This is a genomic window from Sphingobacterium multivorum, from assembly GCF_039511225.1.
In the GTDB taxonomy this organism is placed as follows: domain Bacteria; phylum Bacteroidota; class Bacteroidia; order Sphingobacteriales; family Sphingobacteriaceae; genus Sphingobacterium.
Genome location: NZ_CP154261.1, coordinates 4,139,596 through 4,160,544, shown reverse-complemented (window position 1 = coordinate 4,160,544; position 20,949 = coordinate 4,139,596). Strand labels below are relative to the sequence as shown.

Annotated in this window: 11 protein-coding genes; 9 read left to right on the top strand and 2 right to left on the bottom strand. The window is 41.9% G+C overall.

What is annotated here, in order from left to right:
- The first annotated feature begins 157 nt into the window (after positions 1–157).
- From AAH582_RS17355 to AAH582_RS17335, 5 genes are all read left to right on the top strand, one after another.
- Complete coding sequence (locus tag AAH582_RS17355; protein ID WP_343319096.1) at positions 158–3,367, top strand: SusC/RagA family TonB-linked outer membrane protein; 3,210 nt, start codon at positions 158–160, stop codon at positions 3,365–3,367.
- A gap of 23 nt (positions 3,368–3,390) precedes the next feature.
- Positions 3,391–5,094 carry a RagB/SusD family nutrient uptake outer membrane protein gene (locus tag AAH582_RS17350; protein WP_343319095.1) on the top strand — a complete coding sequence of 568 codons (1,704 nt, stop codon included), beginning with the start codon at positions 3,391–3,393 and terminating at the stop codon, positions 5,092–5,094.
- An 18-nt stretch (positions 5,095–5,112) separates the two neighbouring features.
- Complete coding sequence (locus AAH582_RS17345) at positions 5,113–6,780, top strand: DUF5018 domain-containing protein (RefSeq protein WP_343319093.1); 1,668 nt, start codon at positions 5,113–5,115, stop codon at positions 6,778–6,780.
- Between the two features lie 71 nt (positions 6,781–6,851).
- A complete protein-coding gene (locus AAH582_RS17340) occupies positions 6,852–8,042 on the top strand; it encodes a copper amine oxidase (RefSeq protein WP_343319092.1) in 1,191 nt (396 codons plus the stop codon).
- Positions 8,042–8,917, top strand: a complete 876-nt coding sequence (locus AAH582_RS17335) for a hypothetical protein (protein WP_343319090.1) — start codon at positions 8,042–8,044, stop codon at positions 8,915–8,917. Before AAH582_RS17340 ends, AAH582_RS17335 begins: the two co-directional genes overlap by 1 nt.
- A 377-nt stretch (positions 8,918–9,294) precedes the next feature.
- On the opposite strand, the gene AAH582_RS17330 is transcribed toward AAH582_RS17335, so the two are convergent.
- Complete coding sequence (locus AAH582_RS17330) at positions 9,295–9,993, bottom strand: type 1 glutamine amidotransferase domain-containing protein (protein ID WP_046675320.1); 699 nt, start codon at positions 9,991–9,993, stop codon at positions 9,295–9,297.
- A gap of 132 nt (positions 9,994–10,125) precedes the next feature.
- On the bottom strand, positions 10,126–10,701 hold the full coding sequence (locus tag AAH582_RS17325) for a Crp/Fnr family transcriptional regulator (RefSeq protein ID WP_046675321.1): 576 nt from the start codon (positions 10,699–10,701) through the stop codon (positions 10,126–10,128).
- A gap of 897 nt (positions 10,702–11,598) precedes the next feature.
- On the opposite strand from AAH582_RS17325, the gene AAH582_RS17320 reads away from it, so the two are divergent.
- The 4 genes from AAH582_RS17320 to AAH582_RS17305 all read left to right on the top strand — a co-directional run bounded on the left by AAH582_RS17320 (position 11,599) and on the right by AAH582_RS17305 (position 20,945).
- A complete protein-coding gene (locus AAH582_RS17320) occupies positions 11,599–14,853 on the top strand; it encodes a SusC/RagA family TonB-linked outer membrane protein (protein ID WP_343319088.1) in 3,255 nt (1,084 codons plus the stop codon).
- A 19-nt stretch (positions 14,854–14,872) separates the two neighbouring features.
- A complete protein-coding gene (locus AAH582_RS17315; RefSeq protein WP_343319086.1) occupies positions 14,873–16,681 on the top strand; it encodes a RagB/SusD family nutrient uptake outer membrane protein in 1,809 nt (602 codons plus the stop codon).
- A 23-nt stretch (positions 16,682–16,704) separates the two neighbouring features.
- Positions 16,705–17,553 carry a metallophosphoesterase family protein gene (locus AAH582_RS17310; RefSeq protein WP_046675323.1) on the top strand — a complete coding sequence of 283 codons (849 nt, stop codon included), beginning with the start codon at positions 16,705–16,707 and terminating at the stop codon, positions 17,551–17,553.
- 230 nt (positions 17,554–17,783) lie between these two features.
- On the top strand, positions 17,784–20,945 hold the full coding sequence (locus AAH582_RS17305; RefSeq protein WP_343319084.1) for a SusC/RagA family TonB-linked outer membrane protein: 3,162 nt from the start codon (positions 17,784–17,786) through the stop codon (positions 20,943–20,945).
- Positions 20,946–20,949 lie beyond the last annotated feature (4 nt).

Below are 20,949 nucleotides of genomic sequence, written 5' to 3'. Positions count from 1 at the left end.
AAATAATATACCTAATAATTGTAAACCAAAATACGTTGCCTTGTCGGTGTCAGAACGTTGCGTGTTTTATCCAATGGAAAACGTCTGTTCATGTGAGGTAACCGAGTGACCATAAATACTATTTTTTAACATAACACTATTTTTTCATTCCTAAATTATGAAACCAACACATGTAAAACGCAGGTATCTTTTTAAGGCTTTGGGATTACTTATTGTTTTTATGCAATCCGCAATAAGCTTTGCCCAATCCATTGTAAATGGTACCGTACGCAATCACGATGAACAGCCTATTGCTGGGGCAACGGTTAAAGTAGTGGGAACTTCTGCAACAACGCGGACGGATCAAAAGGGAGGTTTTACGCTGCAGGTGGACCGATTGCCAGCCGAACTTCAGGTAAGTTATATCGGCTATTTGTCGCAGTCGCGAAAGATTACAGTTGCCGGTACACAGAGTTTTGTTTTGCAGCCCGATGAACGTCAGATTGATGAGGTGGTTGTTGTGGCTTATGGTACGCAAAAAAAGAACAACGTCGTTGGATCTGTCGTACAGATTGGAGGTGATCAGCTCAAGAAAGCCCCGTCGATGAACTTGACCAATGCACTTGTAGGGCGTGTTCCCGGATTGACAGCATTGCAACAATCAGGACGCCCAGGAGCAGACAATGCGACATTATATCTGCGCGGAGTGGGGACTTATGGTGGTAATCGAAGTCCTTTGGTGATTGTCGATGATATCGAGCGCCCACTTTCTACCCTAGCTTACCTGGATCCAAGTGAGATTGAAACCATTTCCTTTTTAAAGGACGCCGTCTCCACAGCGGCTTATGGTGTACAGGCTGCCAATGGTATTATAGTGGTTAAAACAAAAAATGGACGAAAGGAGCAGACCAAAGTAACCTATGACTTTGGATATAGCATTGGCCAAAATACCCGCTTTCCAAAATTCCTCAATGGACCGGATTATATGAACTGGTACAATAAAGGGACAGAATTGGACAATGATTTTCTTCGAAATACGAAGCAAACTGAAGCACCATACATCTACACGCAGGAACTTATCGATGCGGTCTCAAATGGAACCAATACCAATCCCTTGTTTGGCAACACCGATTGGATTGGACTATTGGCAGATAATAATAGCTATTCGCAACATCATGCCGCGACAATTTCTGGTGGAGCGAGCAAAACGCAGTATTTTGCATCGGTCAGCCACATGAACCAGGATGGGGTGATCGATAATACCAATTTCAAACGCTACAACATCCGTACAAACCTTAAAAGTGAGCTTAATGAATACCTGACGGTGGGTTTGAACATTGGTTTGCGTAATCAGAATACCAATTTACCGGGTATTTCACCCGACAACTCGGCCTATATGAATCCATTTTACCAGGCTGTTCGGATGCTGCCCAATCTGCCAATGTATGCTCCAAATGGACTCCCAGTAGCGTATCAGGCCGGAGCAGGCTGGGTCAATCCAATTGCTTCGGTAGCAAATTCGGGCTATCAGAAGCTCAAAAGCAATATCTTTCAGGGAACGGCAAACATCGATTTTAAAGTTCCAGGAGTAACAGGTTTGCTGGCAAAAGTTCAGGGTGCGTACGACTATAATTCGGATGAATCCAAATCTTGGCTGACACCGTATCCGACGATGGGAAGACAGCGGGACCAGGTTGCAGGCGATTTCGTAGCCATGACCACATTGCCCGGGATCACCAAAACATCCCTTCGTCAGAGCTTTGCGGCTAGCTACCGAAGCACATGGCAAGCGAGTTTAAATTACAACCGGACTTTTGGTGATCATAGCATCGGTGTGTTAGGTTTATATGAATATGCAAAAACTCATGGTAATCAATTTGGTGCCGGCGCAAGTAATTTTCCGATCAGTATTATTCAGGAAATAAACTATGGTTCGGCTTCCCAGGAAGATATTATCAAGTCTACAGGTTCCAGTGATGCGGAATCTGCACGGGCGGGATTTGTGACGCGACTGAATTATGCTTTCCGCGATCGTTATTTAGTGGAGTTGGTGTCGCGTTGGGATGCCTCCGCTAACTTTGCCAAGGAAAACCGCTGGAAATCTTTTCCGGCCATTGGATTGGGCTGGGTTGTCTCAAATGAGTCCTTCTTTAAGGAAGCTGTCCCTTTTGCAGATTTCCTTAAATTAAAAGGATCTATTGGGCGTACTGGCAATGATCGTGCGCAGGTGGGTAGTTTCCCTTACATTAATACCCTTTCGCAAAATACAACACCAGTCATTGTCATAGACGGCAAACCGGTCAAAGCTTTATATACCAATGCACCTCAAAATCCATTGTTGAAATGGGAAGAGTCCACCACATCAAACGTGGGTTTTGAATCAAGGTTTTTAAATGGCAAGTTTGGTTTTGATTTCGAATGGTTCTACCGTTATACTTCCGGTATTTTGGGACAGGTAGGAAACCTTTATCCAGCGTCGATAGGTGGATATTTTCCGATTTTGGCCAATATAGGCGAAGTTGATAACCGTGGGTTCGATGCGCAATTGCGTTATAACGACCATTTTGGCGAATTTAAATTGGGTCTGACCGGGAATATCAACTGGGCGAAAAACAGGTATCTGAAACTCGATGAAGCCAATGGGATTCCTTCTTGGCAAAGTCTCATCGGCAAACCGATCGGAACAAAAATCGGCTTTGTCAAAGAGGGGATGGTGCAGACCTGGGAGGAAGCCCGTAACACACCTTCACCAAGTTCGGGATTTATGGCTCCTGGTTTTTTCAAATTTAAAGATTTGAATGGCGACGGGCGGATTACCCGAACGGACGATATGACCTATATTGGACGCTCCAACGTACCTGAATTAACATTTGGGTTGAATTTCGATATGGCTTATAAAGGCTTCGACTTTTCGGCATTGCTGCAAGGTGCCGCACGAGTTGATGTTGCCCTCGCAGGAGCGTACGAAGGATCGTCAGGAACTTCAGGGGTAGAGGATAATACACCTTTTACGCGTCCTTTTTACAACTATGGAAACTCCCCTTATTTCTTGGTTGAAAACTCCTGGCGTGAAGACAATCCGAACGCCGAATTTCCACGTATGAGTGCCTATAAAGCAACAGGCATGTCGACGAACAATGCAAATGCCAATTCAGGATGGATCAGAAAAGGCGATTATCTGCGACTTAAATCCGTGCAGTTGGGCTACACGTTCCCGAAAGGATTGCTGAATGCCGCGAAGATTGAACATGTACGTGTGTTTGCTTCGGGCTCAAACCTTTTCACATGGGATTACCTGAAATACCTCGATCCCGAAATGCCAAACGTCAATAATGGATTTTATCCGCAGCAACGGATTTTTGAATTTGGCTTAAGCGTTACTTTTTAATCTCCTAAAAATTACTATTTCAGATGAAATCAACTCTATATACCAGCTGTCGGCAACTTTCATTTTTAGGCCTGTTGTTTATGGCGTTGCAAGGTTGCTCTGTCGATCTAATTCCACAGGACCGGATCGCAGAAGAGAAAGTATGGGCTGACCCCAATTCGGCCGAACTATATGTATCGGGCATCTATGCTGAATTTAAAAAATTCCAGTTTGGTCAATTTCCCAATTTAGGCTATGACAATGCAATGGATGCCTTAGCCGATGGAATGAAATTTACCTCAAATACGGCAGGGAATGGTACAGTCAATATTCTTGTATCCAACTCAAACCAGTTTTCTTCCGCGAGCGTGGGTCTGAATTATTGGGCGAGCGGATATGAACGTATCCGTCGTATCAACGAAATGATCAATGGGATTAACACGAAGTCCACTCTTTCCGATGCTCAAAAACAGGTTTATGAGGCTGAGGGCAGGTTCGTGCGGGCATATGCCTATTTCTGGCTGGCAAAGATCCATGGAAGCGTGATTCTATTCAAGAGTATGGATCAGTATACTGAAAAAGATCACGAACGCTCCAGTGAGGAAGCCGTTTATGATTTTATCCTGGAGGATCTCCAATTTGCAGTGGATCATCTTCCGCTCAACAATCTTGCCGGCAGGGCTACCCAGGGCGCGGCCTATACCTTGATGGCGCGTGTAGGACTGTATGCAGGCTCTATTGCTAAATATGATCTCAAGCAGTTCAATCAGGATCCTTTGACGGGTATTTCACAGGCGAGGAGCACGGAGTATTTTAAAAAATCAGCCGATGCAGCGCAAAAAGTCATCGATATGGCTAATGGGGGACTCTATGCCTTGGACGATAATTTTGCAGGCATTTTTACCAATAAAAATACAAAGGAAGCAATCTTTCGGGTAGATTTTGCAGCACCTGATGTAACGCATCAATACGACCTGGGCTATGCTCCACCTCGGGATGCTCCGGGTAATACATTGGTTTATGGTGTACCAACCGCGGAACTGGTCAATGAATTTGAAATGGCCGACGGATCCAAATTCTCCTGGCAGAATGCTGCGCAGGCAGCGGCTCCCTATACAAATCGTGAACCTCGTTTCTATGCGACGATCTTGTACAATGGTGCAACCTGGAAAGGAAGAACACTGAATACGTCGACGACCGATGCGATAGAAGGATTTACAACATTTGGCGCGAGTGGCGACCCCAAACGTACCGTTACGGGATACTATGTACGCAAAATGCTTGATCCTACAAACACGACATTCGTTCAAAATAAGAGTACACAAAGCTGGATCGAAATGCGCTATGCCGAGGTCTTGTTGATTATGTCGGAAGCGAAAGCGCAATTGGGCGACTTTGCCTCAGCGACAACCTACATCAATCAGCTCCGCCAGAAACGTGGACTTAATGCTCTTAGCCTTGCCAATAATAATCAGGCAATGGCCGCTGTAGAGCATGAGCGTAAAGTTGAACTCGCTTTCGAGGGACACCGTTTTTGGGATTTGCGCCGTTGGCGAAAAGCTCACCTCCTGTTGGATAATGTGAAGTTTACAGGGCATAAGATCAGTCCGAACGCAACAGGATTAACGTATGAAGTTGTCTCAGCAGACGCAACCAACAGAAGTTTCAGTACAAAATTATATTATCTGCCCATACCTGAAAATGAAGTGCAGTTGAACGGTGCGTTGACTCAAATTAAAGGTTGGTAAAAATAATAAAGACTAACAATGGACAAAATAAAATTTTATAGTTTATGGGCCTGTGCAATCCTTTTGGGAGGATGTCAAAAACCTAATTATCTGGAGCGGAATGTGAAAAATCAATTGATGGATTTTTACGCTACGATTGATGGGAAAGGGCAAGATCGACTTTTTCTGAGTACGATCAGCAATGATACGGTGTATTTGCACGTAGATTATTATTATCCGATCGATTCGGACAATGAAGTAGATCTTTCGCGACTGATGTTGCGTGCTTCCGTTCCAGCTGATGCCCAGGTGACGCCGGGTTTAAATGGATTTACAGACTTGACGGCACCCAAGAAAATTACTGTCACCGCGGGAAACGGTGACGCAAAGGACTATGTGGTCATTGCCGAGAAGAAAGGCAATACGGATATTTCGGGAGTCAAAATTACATTCAAAGACAGCGAACAAAAGGTCAATGAGGTTGAGGGGATCCTAAACGGGAATACGGTGACGTTTTATGTGGTGCCGGGCATGGATCTTTCGCAAGCTAGCCTGAGTTACGTCATCAACAAGCATTCAAGTGGTTCAATAGCAAGCGGTGGTCAGGTCAATTTGGCAAACGGTGCAGAAGTACCCCTGACGATTTCTGGAGCCGGAAATATCAAGCGGCAGCTCAAATTGGTTGTTAAAGAACCTGTCAAACTTGAAAAAGGGGTGGGCATTAGCCGGCGCTTGTTCCTGAAGAAAGCGGCAGACTTGGGCTTCACTGCAAATAGTGAAACGTCCTGTTTTGTGAGTGGCGATTACTTGGTGATTGTGAGCCGGACTTCACCATCTGTATTTAAGGTGTACAACCGTTTCACAGGAGCTTATTCCCATAACCTAACAAATCCTTTCCCGGCAGGTCGCTTGATCTTCCAAGGTGTGAGCGATGAAAAAGGACGATTTATGCTAGGAACTTATACGCCGAATGGACAGAGCTTTGTGTTATACAAATACAAAGATGTTTTTGATACCAGTCCTGTCAAGTTATTGGATCTACCTTATAGCAAACCTGCTGCGGTAGCTGCCGGCGATGGCAATATCGGTCGTAAACTTAACTGGGTAGGGGATATGGACGGAAACGGTCAGTTACTTGCTTCGGTTGCAACCAGTCGTTACCTCCTGCGTTGGACAGTCGAAAATGGCCAGATAAAATCTACCGCTGCCGATGTCCTGGAATATAAGGATGGTGCGGCATCATTAGGCTTTCTACCGGAATATCTTCCTTTAGGGGTCGGCGCTAACGCCGAACTGATCGCGAGCACTAACGCCGAACTTGCTTATGTTTCGGGAAGTACATGGGGGCGGCTAGCAGCATTCCCGGCAATTACCGGTACTGCCATGAATGGTGGTATCGCCTTTCAGCGTTTTAACAATGCAGATATTTTGGCTCAGGTCAAATTGTTTGGAAGCAATGAGATCGGGCAGATGTATGTCTATGATATTAGCGATCGAGCCCGCATTGGTACCACACTGAGTTCACCTACCTATAACCAATTGCGTGTTTATGAGTCGGAACTGTTTACTGGCGGTACCAACGGTAATGCAACCAGCGACATCTGTATGGGAACCTCAGAAAATGGACAAAGGCTTCAGGTGTATATGTTGACAACCTTTGGTTATCTCGTTGCGCAGGAGTTTACAATTTATGCCGATTCAAATTAAAATAATCGTTCCTTCATGCAGCTTGTGTTGCAGTGGAGGAACATTGTATTCATTCGTAAAAAAATAAAATTATGAACAAGCACATCAAAACAAGCTTATTGTTGATGTTAGGTTTAGTTTCGTGTAAAGTTGGATTTGCACAAAAAAATGATTTAAGTAGCGTGTCCAAAAAGATTGTCAGCGCAAATAAAGGCGATATCGTCCTGTTGGAGAATTTTTTAAAAACGGACTTTCCTAAGTTGCCTTACACAAAGACCGTATTACCGGGACCGCAGTATATCATATCTGATGATCCCGAGTATATTCGTGTTCCTGAGGCTATTGCATTACAGGAGACGGTTGACCCTGGGGCTGTTAGGTTGTATGTCTATAACGTCAATGGTGTTAAAGAACCACAAAAAATGCCGCGTAAGATTTCAGCGGTCATTAAAAATCTAGGCCATGAAAATATGCATTTTCGCATGCTGAAGTATGCTTCACAAAAACCGAGTTCAAACTATTTTGAAATTGGAAAGAAGGGGCTTGAGGACTACTTTTTATCTGCTGTAAACAATCAGGTGAAAGTGCTTAAACCAGGAGAAGTAATGGCTATCGATGAAAAACTGGAAAAACAGCTGGTCCAATACGATGAACTTGTCCATGGATTTTATGAGTTTGTGGTTGACCAGCCGGCGCAGATCGCTGTCATTCAATTTGCTCCAGATGAGTCTGGGCCAAAAGTGTTTCCGCGGATCAAGACCTTGATTCCTCATAGTCACGCAAACGCTGGTCGCGGTATTTTTCCGATTTCTAATTATCGGATTAATCCGACGGATACGCTCGATACCAAAAAAGGAGCAGTGCAGCTGATTGTGGCCGACGGGCAGGACGATCCATGGATCACGGGAACGATTGGTGCGAAAAAAGAATTTGCCAAGAATGCCGGAAACTATGGTGTGCTGTATAAAACAAAGATCAAATGGAAGAGTACAGACGGAAAAGGATTAGCTTTGGTTAGCTGGAACAGCCGTTCCGGAGACAACCAATGGTGTGGTGGCATGGGGCTGACCATGGAACTTGTGGGTAAAGATGGTCAAAAGACCGTGATGCAATATCCCAAAAATGCGCTGATTACAAAAGGTTATCCAGAGGCAATTCTAATCGAAACTTATTGGCCCGACCCGAAGAAGGAAATACAGGAAATTGAATTCACCTATTCTCCTCCGGGAGCTTCCTGCCTACCGACCCCATTAATTTTTGTACCCATTGATCCGAAGAAATAATGAAACACATACGCTTACTTTTTTTACTAAGCTTGACCGCCTGCAGTGCAAAAAATGAATTTGTTAAACCAGAATTTCCGGTTGTAGGTGTTGATGGGAATGAGTATCTCAAAAATGAGGTGCGTCCGGCTTCTTCAAAAGCTTGTTTTCAAGGAGCCTACTATCGAAAAGTCGTTTCCAGTACAGATGTCTGGGTCGGCATTAAGGCCGAAGTTACCTTACCAAAGATGGAATTTGATCCGGCGCGATTGAACCCGGGCAAACCCAAGCAATACCTGGATAACCCCTCTGTTTATATGGGCGGTAACATGGGGGGACAAGAAACGGATATTGGCCTTACCTGGGAAGTTATAAAAGATGAAAAAGGAAATGTGACCGAAGACAGGCGGGCTTTCCGACCTTTTTTGCGAAGGGCAGCACACAGCTCTGGTCAAGCAAGTCTTTATCAAAATGCACCGGCACAAGACGAATATTATTGGTATCCTGGCGAAAAGGTGCTGATGACATTGGAAATTGTTGGTCCAGGCATATTAAAATTTGCTATACAGGGTAACGGCAAGAAATATGAAGCTACGTTTGAAAGTGCAGGATATACCTTGGGTGGATTGGGGGAGTTTAAACGAGTGAATGCCATTGATCAGGTGGCCAATGAAGGAAAACCTGTGCAGGCAACAAAAACGAAAGTATTGGAAGCGATTTGGTCCTACAGCACTTTACTCCGCTATGACGCAAAGCAAGTGATCGAAGTACCTATGCATGCGGGACGGATGACGCAGATGGCCTGCCCAGCGGCACAATATTTTAAAATCCAACAAGATGCAGCCAACTTCAATAAAGGAGGGGAGAATGTACAGATAAATGGAGCCGGTTTTTAAATATTGCTCACAAAAAATATAAACGGCCAAAGCCAGCTGCATGCAGCTGGCTTTTTTTTGAAAAGCCTATTTCTTTAAAGGAACTGTTATCATTCGTATTATTAAGATAAGAATCCATCGATTAATAAAAAACTACTCACGGGAACAGCTCGCAAATTTGGTGGTCGTTAAAAATCTCCCATGTGCTTGAGCGTAGTGTTGAAGAATTGTTTGAACTTGAAGACAAAGATTAAAGTCATTTTGCAAATAGTTCTTATCCTGAAGAGTTGCAAGGATCATAGATTTCAATTGGAAGAGGATGTTGATGCTTTGTCAAAAAATAAGCAAGGACTATTTCGATGACAACAGTCCTTACTTATTTTTTGATTAGTTTATTGCTAGGAATTGCTCAATAGAGTAAACAAAGCTTTAGCAGTTTCTTCCGAAGACGCAGGGTTTTGCCCGGTAATGAGATGGCCATCTTTGACTACATAACTATGCCAATCTTCCCCTTTGCTGTACTGTGCACCCAATTTTACGAGTTCATCTTCCACTAAAAAGGGAACAACAGCCGTTAGTTGAACCGCTTCTTCCTCGCTATTTGAAAATCCGGTAACTTTTTTACCTTTGACCAGTGGCTGACCATTACTATCCTTGACATAGCGAAATACAGCTGGCGCATGGCATACGGCGGCGACAGGTTTGTTGTGGGCCCAAAATGACTCGATCAATGCAACGGATGTCTTATCGTTGGTTAAATCCCACAAAGGACCATGGCCCCCAGGATAGAAAATCGCATCGTAGTCCTGTTCATTGATCGTATCCAAAGCTAAGCTATTTGCCAATTTTGTTTGGAGCTCCTTATCTGCATCAAAACGTTTGGTTGCTTCTGTTTGAAAATCTGGGAGCGCACTTTTAGGATCGATTGGTGGTTGCCCTCCTTTTGGAGATGCGATGGTGACGTCCACTCCTGCATCTTGTAAAACATAATAAGGCGCTGCAAATTCCTCCACCCAAAATCCTGTTTTTTCTCCTGTATTGCCCAATTGGTCATGTGATGTCAATACAACCAATACTTTTAATTTGTCTTTTTTCATATTATATAACCAAGTCTGTTAAAAAATTATATGTTTAAAACGATAGTACAAAGTAGGGGATAAATTGCCGGAGCCCTATGTGATATACATCACAATTTGGAGAATGGTTTTGCTTTTGTGATCTAGATCACATTATTTGGCTTGGTATAGCCTGCTTAGTGTTTCGCGGGAAACGCCCAGATATGCTGCGATCAAATGTTTGGGAACGAGATTATAGAGTTCAGGGTATTGCTGCATGAGTTCCTCGTAGCGGCTCCGCGCATTGTTGTTCAGCAGTGACATTATTCTTTTTTGCAGCCCAATGTATCCTTTATTAGAACGCCATCTGAAAAAGGTTTCAACTTCGTGAATTTCCTTACATACTTTTTCCCTGTCCGCATTCGATAAGCAGAGCGTGTCTGCCTCGCTTACACAATCTAAATTGACTGTAGCCCTGCTCTGATTATGCAATGCATTATAATCAGAAGCCCACCAGGTCTGTGTGGCAAACTGTAAGATATGCATCTTTTGTTCATCGTTGGTAAAAAAGGTCTTTAAACAACCATTTAGCACAAAATACTCTTGTTCGACCAGATCTCCTATGCTGATAATCTGTTGTTTCTTTTTAAAGGAGACCGGTTTAAAAAAAGAAAAGAAGTAGTCGAATTGTTCGTCGTTCAACTGGACGGTCTTGTCGATATGTTGTCTCAGAATTTCACGTTCGGTCATAGCTAACAGTTACTTGATCGATTTAAAATTAAACAAAATCTCACAAGGATAGCGAAGGGATGCATCAAGTTCCCTTCATATCCCCAATTAATAGGGAAATAACAATCTTTTTACAGCGTATTAACAGGGGGTTAGTAGGGGATTTACCCCTACTAACCCCCTGTTATACCCCTGTTAACCCCCTGTAATATCCCTATAATATATTAAGATAATATTAATTTGATTTTAACTTGTTCCTAGACAAAAAGGGAACTTGAAATCCTTTAGCCGTGCTGCTAAATTTCCATGTTTAACCGGTTTAGTGATTTATAAAAAATGATTTTTTTAAATTTTATTTTGTTTATACAAAGTTATTTTCTATTTTAGTGTTGCCCATTCAAGGGCACTTTTCATAAAATAGGTTAATAATATGGCTAAAACACCCGGAGTACCCCATGCTTTCGGGTGTTTTTTTATTGTTTTTCACCTTCTCCGCGATCCTAAAATACCTCCAAGTAATTTTAACAACAAAGTCCTGATATTTTTACTTAACCTTTTGTCGTCCTGAAAGCCTGTATTCCGGGCTATAAATTCTACCGTTAAAATCATCATAAATCGGTCTTCAACACATAACCGGGCAGCTTTTTTGGGAAACGAATGCACATAGTTCATCTATTTTTTTGAATAGTGTCGTGGGACGCTTTTATGTATCACATAACATATTGAAAAAAATAGACAAACGGATTAGGGATGCCAGTCCTTCAGTCGTCTATTCAATGAAGGACGGTAGACCCGAGGTGGGACCTATCAAATATAACCTGTAAAAAACTAAATTTAAACCAATATATAACCTTTGATTAATATTAATTTAATATTAGTACATTTATTTTGCTCTTCAATTAATAATAACAAATATTTATGAAAAAACAACAATTTCAATCCTTAGGGAGGAATCGCAATTTCAGGTATCGGCTCGGGCTGGTAGTTGGAGCTGTTTGTCTTGCGGGTGTGGTCCAAGCGCAGGAACTTGAAACGCATGGTAAGGTGACGGACCGAAAAGGAGAGCCCATTCGAGGGGTGACAGTTTCCATTAAAGGTGCACCGAATTCGGTAATGTCTACTTCAAATAAAGGGACCTACGAGTTGAATAAACTCAAAAAAAATCAGGTGTTGCTATTTACTTCGGTCGGTTACAAAAGCATAGAGCTAACCTATGAAGGGCAGAAAGAACTGAATGTACAGTTAGAGGAGGATTTGGCTAATTTGGACGAGGTTGTTGTGGTTGGGTTTGGTACAAAGCAAAAGAAGAACCTTACAGGTGCAGTAGATCAGATATCGGGCAAAGTCTTGGAATCTAGGCCTATTTCTAATGTGATGCAAGGTCTACAAGGGGTAAGCCCTGGCTTAAATATTACCTACGGTAATGGTACACCTGGGGGAATCCCAAATATTAATATTCGTGGAACAACTTCCATTAATGGTGGATCACCTTTGTTTGTAATTGATGGTATTCCAGCTACTGATGCTAACGATTTAATTCGCCTAAATCCCACTGATATTGAATCTTACACGGTCTTACGTGATGCAGCTTCATCAGCGATTTATGGTGCCAGAGCGACCTATGGTGTAATTTTGATTACCACTAAATCGGGAAAACTAGGAAAACAATCCGTTTCTTTTAATACAAATTCGGCTTGGGGAAAACCAACTGAAATGCCTGATCCCGTCACTGATCCGTATATCTTCTCTAAACTTTTGGAATTATCGACAAATAATACCCCTTGGGACTACGTCAATTATAGCGATGAACACTACCAGTGGGCAAAGGAACGTTCTGATAATCCCAGTTTGGAAGATGTACGTATAGATCCTAAAGATCCAAAGCGTTGGGCTTATATGGGAAACAACAATTGGAATAAGTACTTTCTAAACAACGCAGCACATTCGCAGTCCTACAATTTGACTTTTTCAGGTGGAGCGAAGGTGAATGAACTTCCTTTTAAATATTATTTGTCCGGCGACTATACGAAGGAAAATGGTTTAAGTAAATTGGCAGCCGACTATTGGACACGTAAAGGCCTACGTGGACGGATAAATATTGCTCCATTCAAATGGTTGCAATTGGATAATAACACTAGCTTATATAATACACATCGTGAAAGTCCGGCGGCAAGTTTAACCGATATCTATTATTTAACGCCTATTCAGGTTGCGAAAAATCCGGATGGCACTTGGGCAAATACGGATGCAGGACGATTGGCTGCTCGTCTATCTGACGGTGGAAAAAGCAATGGTGACACGTTTGGTTTCCAAAATACGTTCAATGCGACAGGCACATTTTTAAATGGCGATCTAAAAATATCTGGCGATGCAAGTGTTAAAAGAGAATACTACAAAGGCAATGGTTATGCTAAAAAATTCAAGATTGGTTTTGGTCCGAATGATATCCGTGAAGAGGGAGGAACCGGCTATGTGAATGAATCCCGAGCCGATATGAAAAATACGGTATTTAATCTATATGCGAATTACAACAAAACAATTGGCAAACATAATTTTGGTGCAATGGTGGGGTATAACCAAGAAGAGTATATTTATTCATCCACTTATGTCAACCGAAATAATCTAATTTCTTCTACTTTACCTTATTTGGGATTGACTACGGGAGAAATGACACTCAATGCTGGTTATAGTTCCTATGCGACGCGAAGCTATTTTGGACGATTGAATTATACTTTTAATGAGCGTTATATCTTGGAAGGTACAGGACGTTACGACGGTTCTTCCCGTTTTCCTAAAGCAAGTCGCTGGGGATTTTTTCCGTCCGTTTCAGGGGCTTGGATCGTTAGCAATGAATCCTTTTTCGAATCATTAAAACCGAAAGTATCCAATCTAAAGTTAAGAGCGTCATACGGTAGTTTGGGAAATCAAAATGTAGGCGACTTCTCTTATATCCAGACGATGGGAACCAGCCTTTCAGGCTACCTTATTAATGGAAATCAACAATATGTCGTGAATGGGGCGCCTCCGCTGACAATTGATCCAAACTCATATACCTGGGAAAATGTGTCTACTTTAAACTTTGGAGCTGATTTGGGGCTCTTCAATGATAAGTTTTTTGTAGGCTACGATAATTACATCCGTAATACAACCGGTATGTTGACCGCCGGACGGGAGCTTCCAGGTGTACTGGGGACAAGCGTACCAAGGCAGAATGCAGCTGATTTGCGTACAAAGGGTTGGGAGCTTTCAGTGACTTATAAGGATCAATTTGAATTAGCCAATAAGCCTTTTTCTTTTGATGCGAAGGTTGTTTTGTCTGATTCCCGTGCTAAGATTACAAAATTCAAAAACGATGAACGTCTGCTGTCGACATATTTCAATGGATATGAGTTCGGTACAATCTATGGCTTGCAGGGTGATGGACTGTTTAAAAGTGCCGATGAAATCAAAGCACTGGATGAATCAGGCATAGTACCTTGGGGAGCTTTAAATATTGTGAATGGTTGGCCAAAATTTAAGGATATCGACGGAAATGGTAAAATTGAAAGAGGGTTGACCGAAACGAATTTGAAAGATCTTCAGGTGATTGGTAATTCTGCTGATCGCTACCGTATCGGTTTTAACCTCAACATGAATTGGGGTGGATTTGACGCTTCGGTATTTCTACAGGGTGTATTGAAACGAGATTTCTATCCACGGCATTATTTGTTCTGGGGTCCTTATCAGCAACCTTATGCAAATATATACCCATGGCATTTGGATTTTTATAGAGAAACCAGTGATACACCAGAAGAACGAGCAAAACACTCCCAGGCGTACTTGAATGCTGGCTTGGCGGATGCTAATCATGATGCACGCTATCCGGTATTGCAATCTTGGTTGGCCGATGTCAATGACGGAAAAGGATTGGCTATTCCCAATACACAGTATATGTTGAATGGCTCTTATCTGCGTTTGAAGAACGTCACTTTGGGGTATACCTTGCCGCATGAGTTGCTGGAAAAATGGAAAATTCAACGTTTGCGTATTTTCTTTTCGGGAGAGAATCTATTTGAATTCTCACAGATCAAAAAATATGTGGATCCCGAAGCGATCAACAATGGAACCGATGGTAGTGCCTGGGCTTATCCATTCCAACGTAAGTTTTCCGTTGGTTTAAACTTAGATTTTTAACAATTAGCAGTACACAGAGATGAATGTCAAATCAAAAATAATATTAGGACTTATAAGCGGTGGTTTTATATTAACCATGGCGGCTTGCCAGAAAGATTTTCTGGATCGCTTTCCCCAAACTTCGATCACACCTGAGGTTTTCTTTAATACCGAAGAAGATCTTTCGCTGTATATCAATGGGATGTTGAGTATGAACGATCGTTGGACTTATGTGGGAGATCAGAGTTCAGATAATGCGGCGACAACAGCCGCCGTAACGCTTAAGACAATGATGACCAGCAAAACAGAGCCAACGTCAGAAACAGCTGGAGGGGATTGGTCTTGGGGACGTTTACGCACAATAAACTACTTCTTAGAAAACTATCAGCGTGCGAATGTAGCAGGGGATGTTAAAAACCATTATGCAGGTTTGGCACGTTACTATCGCGCTATTTTTTACCATGGTATGGTAAAGCAGTATTCGGATGTGCCGTGGTACAGCAAAACATTAACCCCAAGTGACGAAGCTCTACGTGATGGGCAATCGCCTCGTACATTAGTTGTCGATAGCATCATGGCAGATTTGGACTTCGCAACAAAAAATGTTAAAGAACAAGTCGCGCTTGGAACACCAGGTCGAGATGCTGTATTGTTGATGCAGGCTAAGATTGCATTGCATGAAGGAACCTATCGGTTGTATCACAATGAGTTAAATTTGGACAAAACGGCGAAGAATTACTTTGACATTGTAGAGAAAGCAACTTCACAAATCATCGCTACCAATAAATATAGTATATATTCTACCGGAAAGCCGAACGAAGACTATGCTGCATTATTTGAATCACAAGATCTTTCCCAAAATAAAGAAGTGATCTTATTGAATGCTTTTGATCAAAACAAAAATAGGGGACAGGCGCTTAACGGTTATGTTTTTGGTGATTATGAACAGTCACCTTCACGGGATTTGATACAGACTTATTTGATGAAAGATGGTTCACGTTTTACGGACGTTCCTAATTATGATAAGAAACTGTATGTTCAGGAATTTGAAAATCGTGATCCTCGTCTGATGCAAACGTTGGTATATCCGCAATGGCTGAGACAGCCTGATAAATCAAATTATGTGCAAAAGCTGAACAAAAACTTTTCGGGCTATCACCAGTTGAAAGGCTATGTCAATTCATCCGATCAAATTATTATGAACGGAGTTGATTTTCCAGTGCACCGTTACGCTGAGGTTCTATTGATGTATGCTGAAGCAAAGGCTGAACTAGGAACGTTGACACAAGCTGATCTCGACAAGTCTGTTAATCTGTTGCGAAGAAGAGTAGGGATGCCCGATCTAAAAATGGATGTAGCAAATGCGAACCCTGATCCTAAATTGGCCGCAGATTACCCGAATGTGAAGGGAGCATTCCGGGGTGTGATTTTTGAAATCAGACGCGAGCGACGTGTGGAGTTTGCTTTTGAGAATTCACGTTATGATGACCTTATGCGCTGGAATGCAGGTAAACTGCTTGAACGTATTCCAGAAGGCATGTATTTCCCCGGAGTAGGTAATTACGACATGACAGGGGATGGCGTTGCCGATATCAAATTGATTCCTGATGGACAGACCATTCCTACCGATCGAGAAAAGAATTCACTTGGCGTACCACTTGTCTACTATACCATTGGAAATTTTGGTGGTAATGCTGGTGTTTATCTTAAAAATGGTGTCAATGGTGGAACAATGGTAACAGATGTCAATGTCCGTAGATTTGTAGAACCGATGTATTATTATCGTCCGGTTCCTGCAAAACAGATCATTCTCAATCCAAATCTTAAACAGGTATTTGGTTGGAAGTAACATATAAATAACATACAATATACATGAAATCATTTTTTTTAACGATAAGTCTGTTCGTTACAACAGTCTTAGTACATGCTCAACAGAAATTTTCATTCGCGTTTTTTACCGATTTACACCTTAACACCAGTGCAGAAACACATTGTTTTGAAGGTCTTGATAAAGCAATTCAAAATGCCAAAAGCAAAAAAGTAGACTTCGTCCTAAACGGTGGCGACAATGTGGATGTAGACGCTTATAAGGCAGAACAGTTGCCTTTAGCGAAGAGCATGTTTCAAAAGTATAAGGATCAAGTGGATGCTTCCAAATTGAAGTGGTATTATGCCATTGGCAATCACGATCGTTTCTGGCATTATGACGGAAAAGATGGAGCTGGACTTTTCGAATCGGTTTTTGGAAAGAGCTACCACAGCTTTGTACATAAGGGCTGGCGTTTTATTGTGTTAAATTCTACGGAAATATGCAATGGCAAGTATTGTGTGAGTGATGAGCAGCAGGCCTGGCTGAAACAGGTGCTTGATGAAACCCCAAAAACGCAACCGATTGTTGTTGTTGCACACGTACCGTTCTTGTCTTTGTATTATCCTGTATTGGATGGACACTATACGGATGCAGATACATTTACCAACCAAAAAGCGATTTTGGATCTATTTACAGGTCACAATCTGAAGCTTGTTTTGCAAGGACACCAGCATCTCTATGAAGAAATCAAGGTGAAAGGTGTACAATTCATTACTGCAGGAGCGATCTGTGCGAGTTGGTGGGGCGGAGCCTTCAACGGTACTCAGGAAGGATATTTAAAGGTTGATATCAACGGCGACCAGTTTAAATGGGAATACATTGATTACGGCTGGACAGTGAAAGGAAAATAAAAAGATGATCATATTAGGTAGGTAGTTTAAAAGGATCGCCCGCCCACTTCAATGTGTGGCGGGCGTTTTTTGCAATAGCGGCAAAAATCCGACTGTAATATGCGCTATCATAAGTAAAAATAACATAGGTCTTTGATAAGATTAGCGTGGTTTAGAAAAGAGAATCAGCCTTTCTTTGCTTGTGATGGACATCTTATAAATATGCTCCTTTAAACCAAAAACTAAAAATTATGAAAGAAATCTTCAAAAAGCATCTGCGGTTGCTCGGAATTGTCTTCATGTTACTGCAGTCCTACCTTGTTTTTTCTCAAAGTAAAATATCGGGTACGGTAGTCGATTGCCAATCAAAAGTTCCCCTTGTTGGTGCTACTATTACCCATGTTGGGAAGGGTAATAATTCGGTTAAAACTGATGCTAGTGGTAAGTTTACCATTGCTGTAAAGGATGGTTCGAATCTCAAAACAACCATGCTCGGCTATAAAGAGTTGATTACAACCGCTAAACAAGGTGTTGTTATTGAAATGGTTGCATCTACTATTGAGTTAAATGAGACGGTAGTTGTTGGTTACACAACCCAAAAGAAAGGACTTCTGTCAGGATCGGTGGCTTCTGTTAAATTTAAGGAAACAGATGCGGAGATTCCAACGACATCAGTTGGAAATTTATTGGCGGGGCGTATGGCCGGTTTATATGTATCAACACCGAGTGGTAAGCCTGGAGAACAACCGAACATCAAAATTAGAACTGCAAGTTCATGGAACGCTTCACCAACACTTTACGTTATTGATGGGAAAGTAACCATTGATGCCGCTGAGTTCAATAATCTAAGTCCCAATGAAATTGAAGAAATCTCTATTTTAAAAGATGCTGCCACAACAGCAGCATACGGTGCCCGTGCAGGTGCAGGGGTTGTCTTGGTTACGACCAAGCGTGGTAAAGCTGGACGAGTAGCTATCAATTATTCTGTCAATACGGGAAAGGATGTCCGTGGGAAAAATATGGAACTAACCAATATTATGGAGTGGGGACAGATCCAAAACAGAATCTGGGGCGAGGCAGGGGGACCAGCAAATACGCCTTGGACTGAAACTGCAAAAGCTTATTTTAAAGATACAGATTTTGGTGGCGGTGTGGGATATGGTTTTGACCACTTAAAAGATGTCTATGTAAATCCTTCTACCACCACGCATAACTTAAGCGCGACAGGCGGTACTGACAAACTCCAATATTTTATCGGAGCTTCTTATGTAAATCAAGAAACTTTTATCAAGAACACGAACGAAAAAAAATACAATGTTAGAAGTAATATCACCGGAAATTTAACCAAAAACCTGTCTGTGTTTGCAGGCTTAAGCTTAAACAATAATAAATTTAATGCGCCTGAAGGCGACTGGTCTGGAGATATGTTTCCTAAATTGTTACTATGGCAACCTTATATGCCTTCCTTCACGGCAAGCGGTTTGCCTGTAGATTATTTCTGGATTTCCAATAAATCTGGTGAAGCACAGGGTCTCTCCGGCTACAATAGATCGGAAAGTTTGAAAGCGATAGCAAATTTGAATCTAACCTATAAAATGCCATTTCTTGAAGGCTTAAGTGCTAAAGTAGGATACATCAAAACCTTCAACAACAGCAATCAGAAAATATATTCACACCCTTTTACATATTACCAATTAGCACAGATAGAACCTGTCATATGGGATTTGAATACCATCGTAGGGCAGCGTCTTACTTATCACACACCAAGTATACAGAAACTAGCTTCCTGGAATCAAGAGGAACAGACAAATTTGCAACTGAATTTTGAAAGAGATTTTGGGAAACATCATGTGAATGCGGCTTTGGTTTACGAACGTCAGGAAAGAAGCTATGATGGTATAAATGCAAGCATCAATGGTTTTCCAATCTATATGACGGATCAATGGTGGGCTTCTACAGGGGGATCGGGAGTTGTAAATGGTACTCCTACCAAGAGCATTAGTAACACGTATGGCTTTCTGCCGACAGTGGGACGTAAATCCTATATCGGACAATTTGCCTACGATTATGCAGATAAATATGTCGCTAATTTTGCCTATCGTTATGATGGATCGGCCAATTTTCCAAAAGATAAACGCTGGGGATTTTTCCCTTCTGTTTCTGCAGCTTGGGTGATTTCTAAAGAAAATTTCTTTAGTCATGTAAATGGCATTGAATCGTTGAAAGTAAGAGCATCAGTCGGGTTGACAGGTAATGATTTCGTCGCAATTGATCCAAATGGAGGAAGGGATGATGCAAATGCCAAACGTTGGCAATATGAAGATAAATATGTAACTGGAAACAGTGCTTTTTTCGGTGAAACTCCGACACTTAATCCAGGCATAAGATATGATGTTCTGCCAAATGTAGATATTACCTGGGAAAAATATCTGAACAAAAATTTCGGTGTTGATATTAGTTTCTTGAAACATTTCAATGCTACAGCTGAATATTGGGCTACGCGTACCTATGATATTTTAAGCACGAGAATCCAGTCTACTCCACCAACATTCAGCCGACCGCTACCATCAGTCAATTATGGAGAAATGAAAGCGAATGGTGTAGACCTTAGTTTAAACTATTTTAACAGGACAGGAGATTTGAATTATAATGTTGGTTTAAACTTTACGTATGGTGATTCATGGTATACAATACGAGACTTAAATATAACTTATGACTATCAGAATTTGATCGGTAACGGTCGGTCGGCAAATATGATTACAGGTTATACGGTAGATCACATGCTTCGGACACAGGCCGATGTTGACGCGTTGTTGGCTGCTCATCCAGGATATAATTTTAAGGGTAATGCGCCTAAACCTGGACAATTTGCCTACAAAGATTTTAATGGTGATAATACCATTAATGAGAATGATATCACGGTATTGAATAAAAGCAATAATCCTAAAGTCTTTGGACTAAACCTAGGCGCGGATTGGAAAGGCTTAAGTATTACAGCCAACTTTAACGGCTCATTGGGGTATAAAAAGTCGTTTAATAATTTGAGTGGCGGTGTAGAATGGAACAGGATGTGGCGTCCTTGGGCGAATGAATCTTGGAGTCCTGAAAATACTGGCGCTTGGTTGCCCTATCGCTATAGTGCAAATGATGATGTAAGGACTGTTAACACAAGTGGAAGTAATTTTTGGTTGGCTGATGCCAGTTTTGTCCGTTTGAAATTTTTGAATATTGCCTACAACCTTCCACAACATTGGTATAAAAAGTACGCGGATAAAATCCGGTTTTATGTGTCGGGTTCTAACCTATTCGTGATCAGTAAATTCAATAAGAAATTCTATGATCCTGAGATGGATGGGGGGACTTCATTCCCGATTGTTAAATCATTCAATGCTGGGGTCAGTGTAACATTCTAAATCT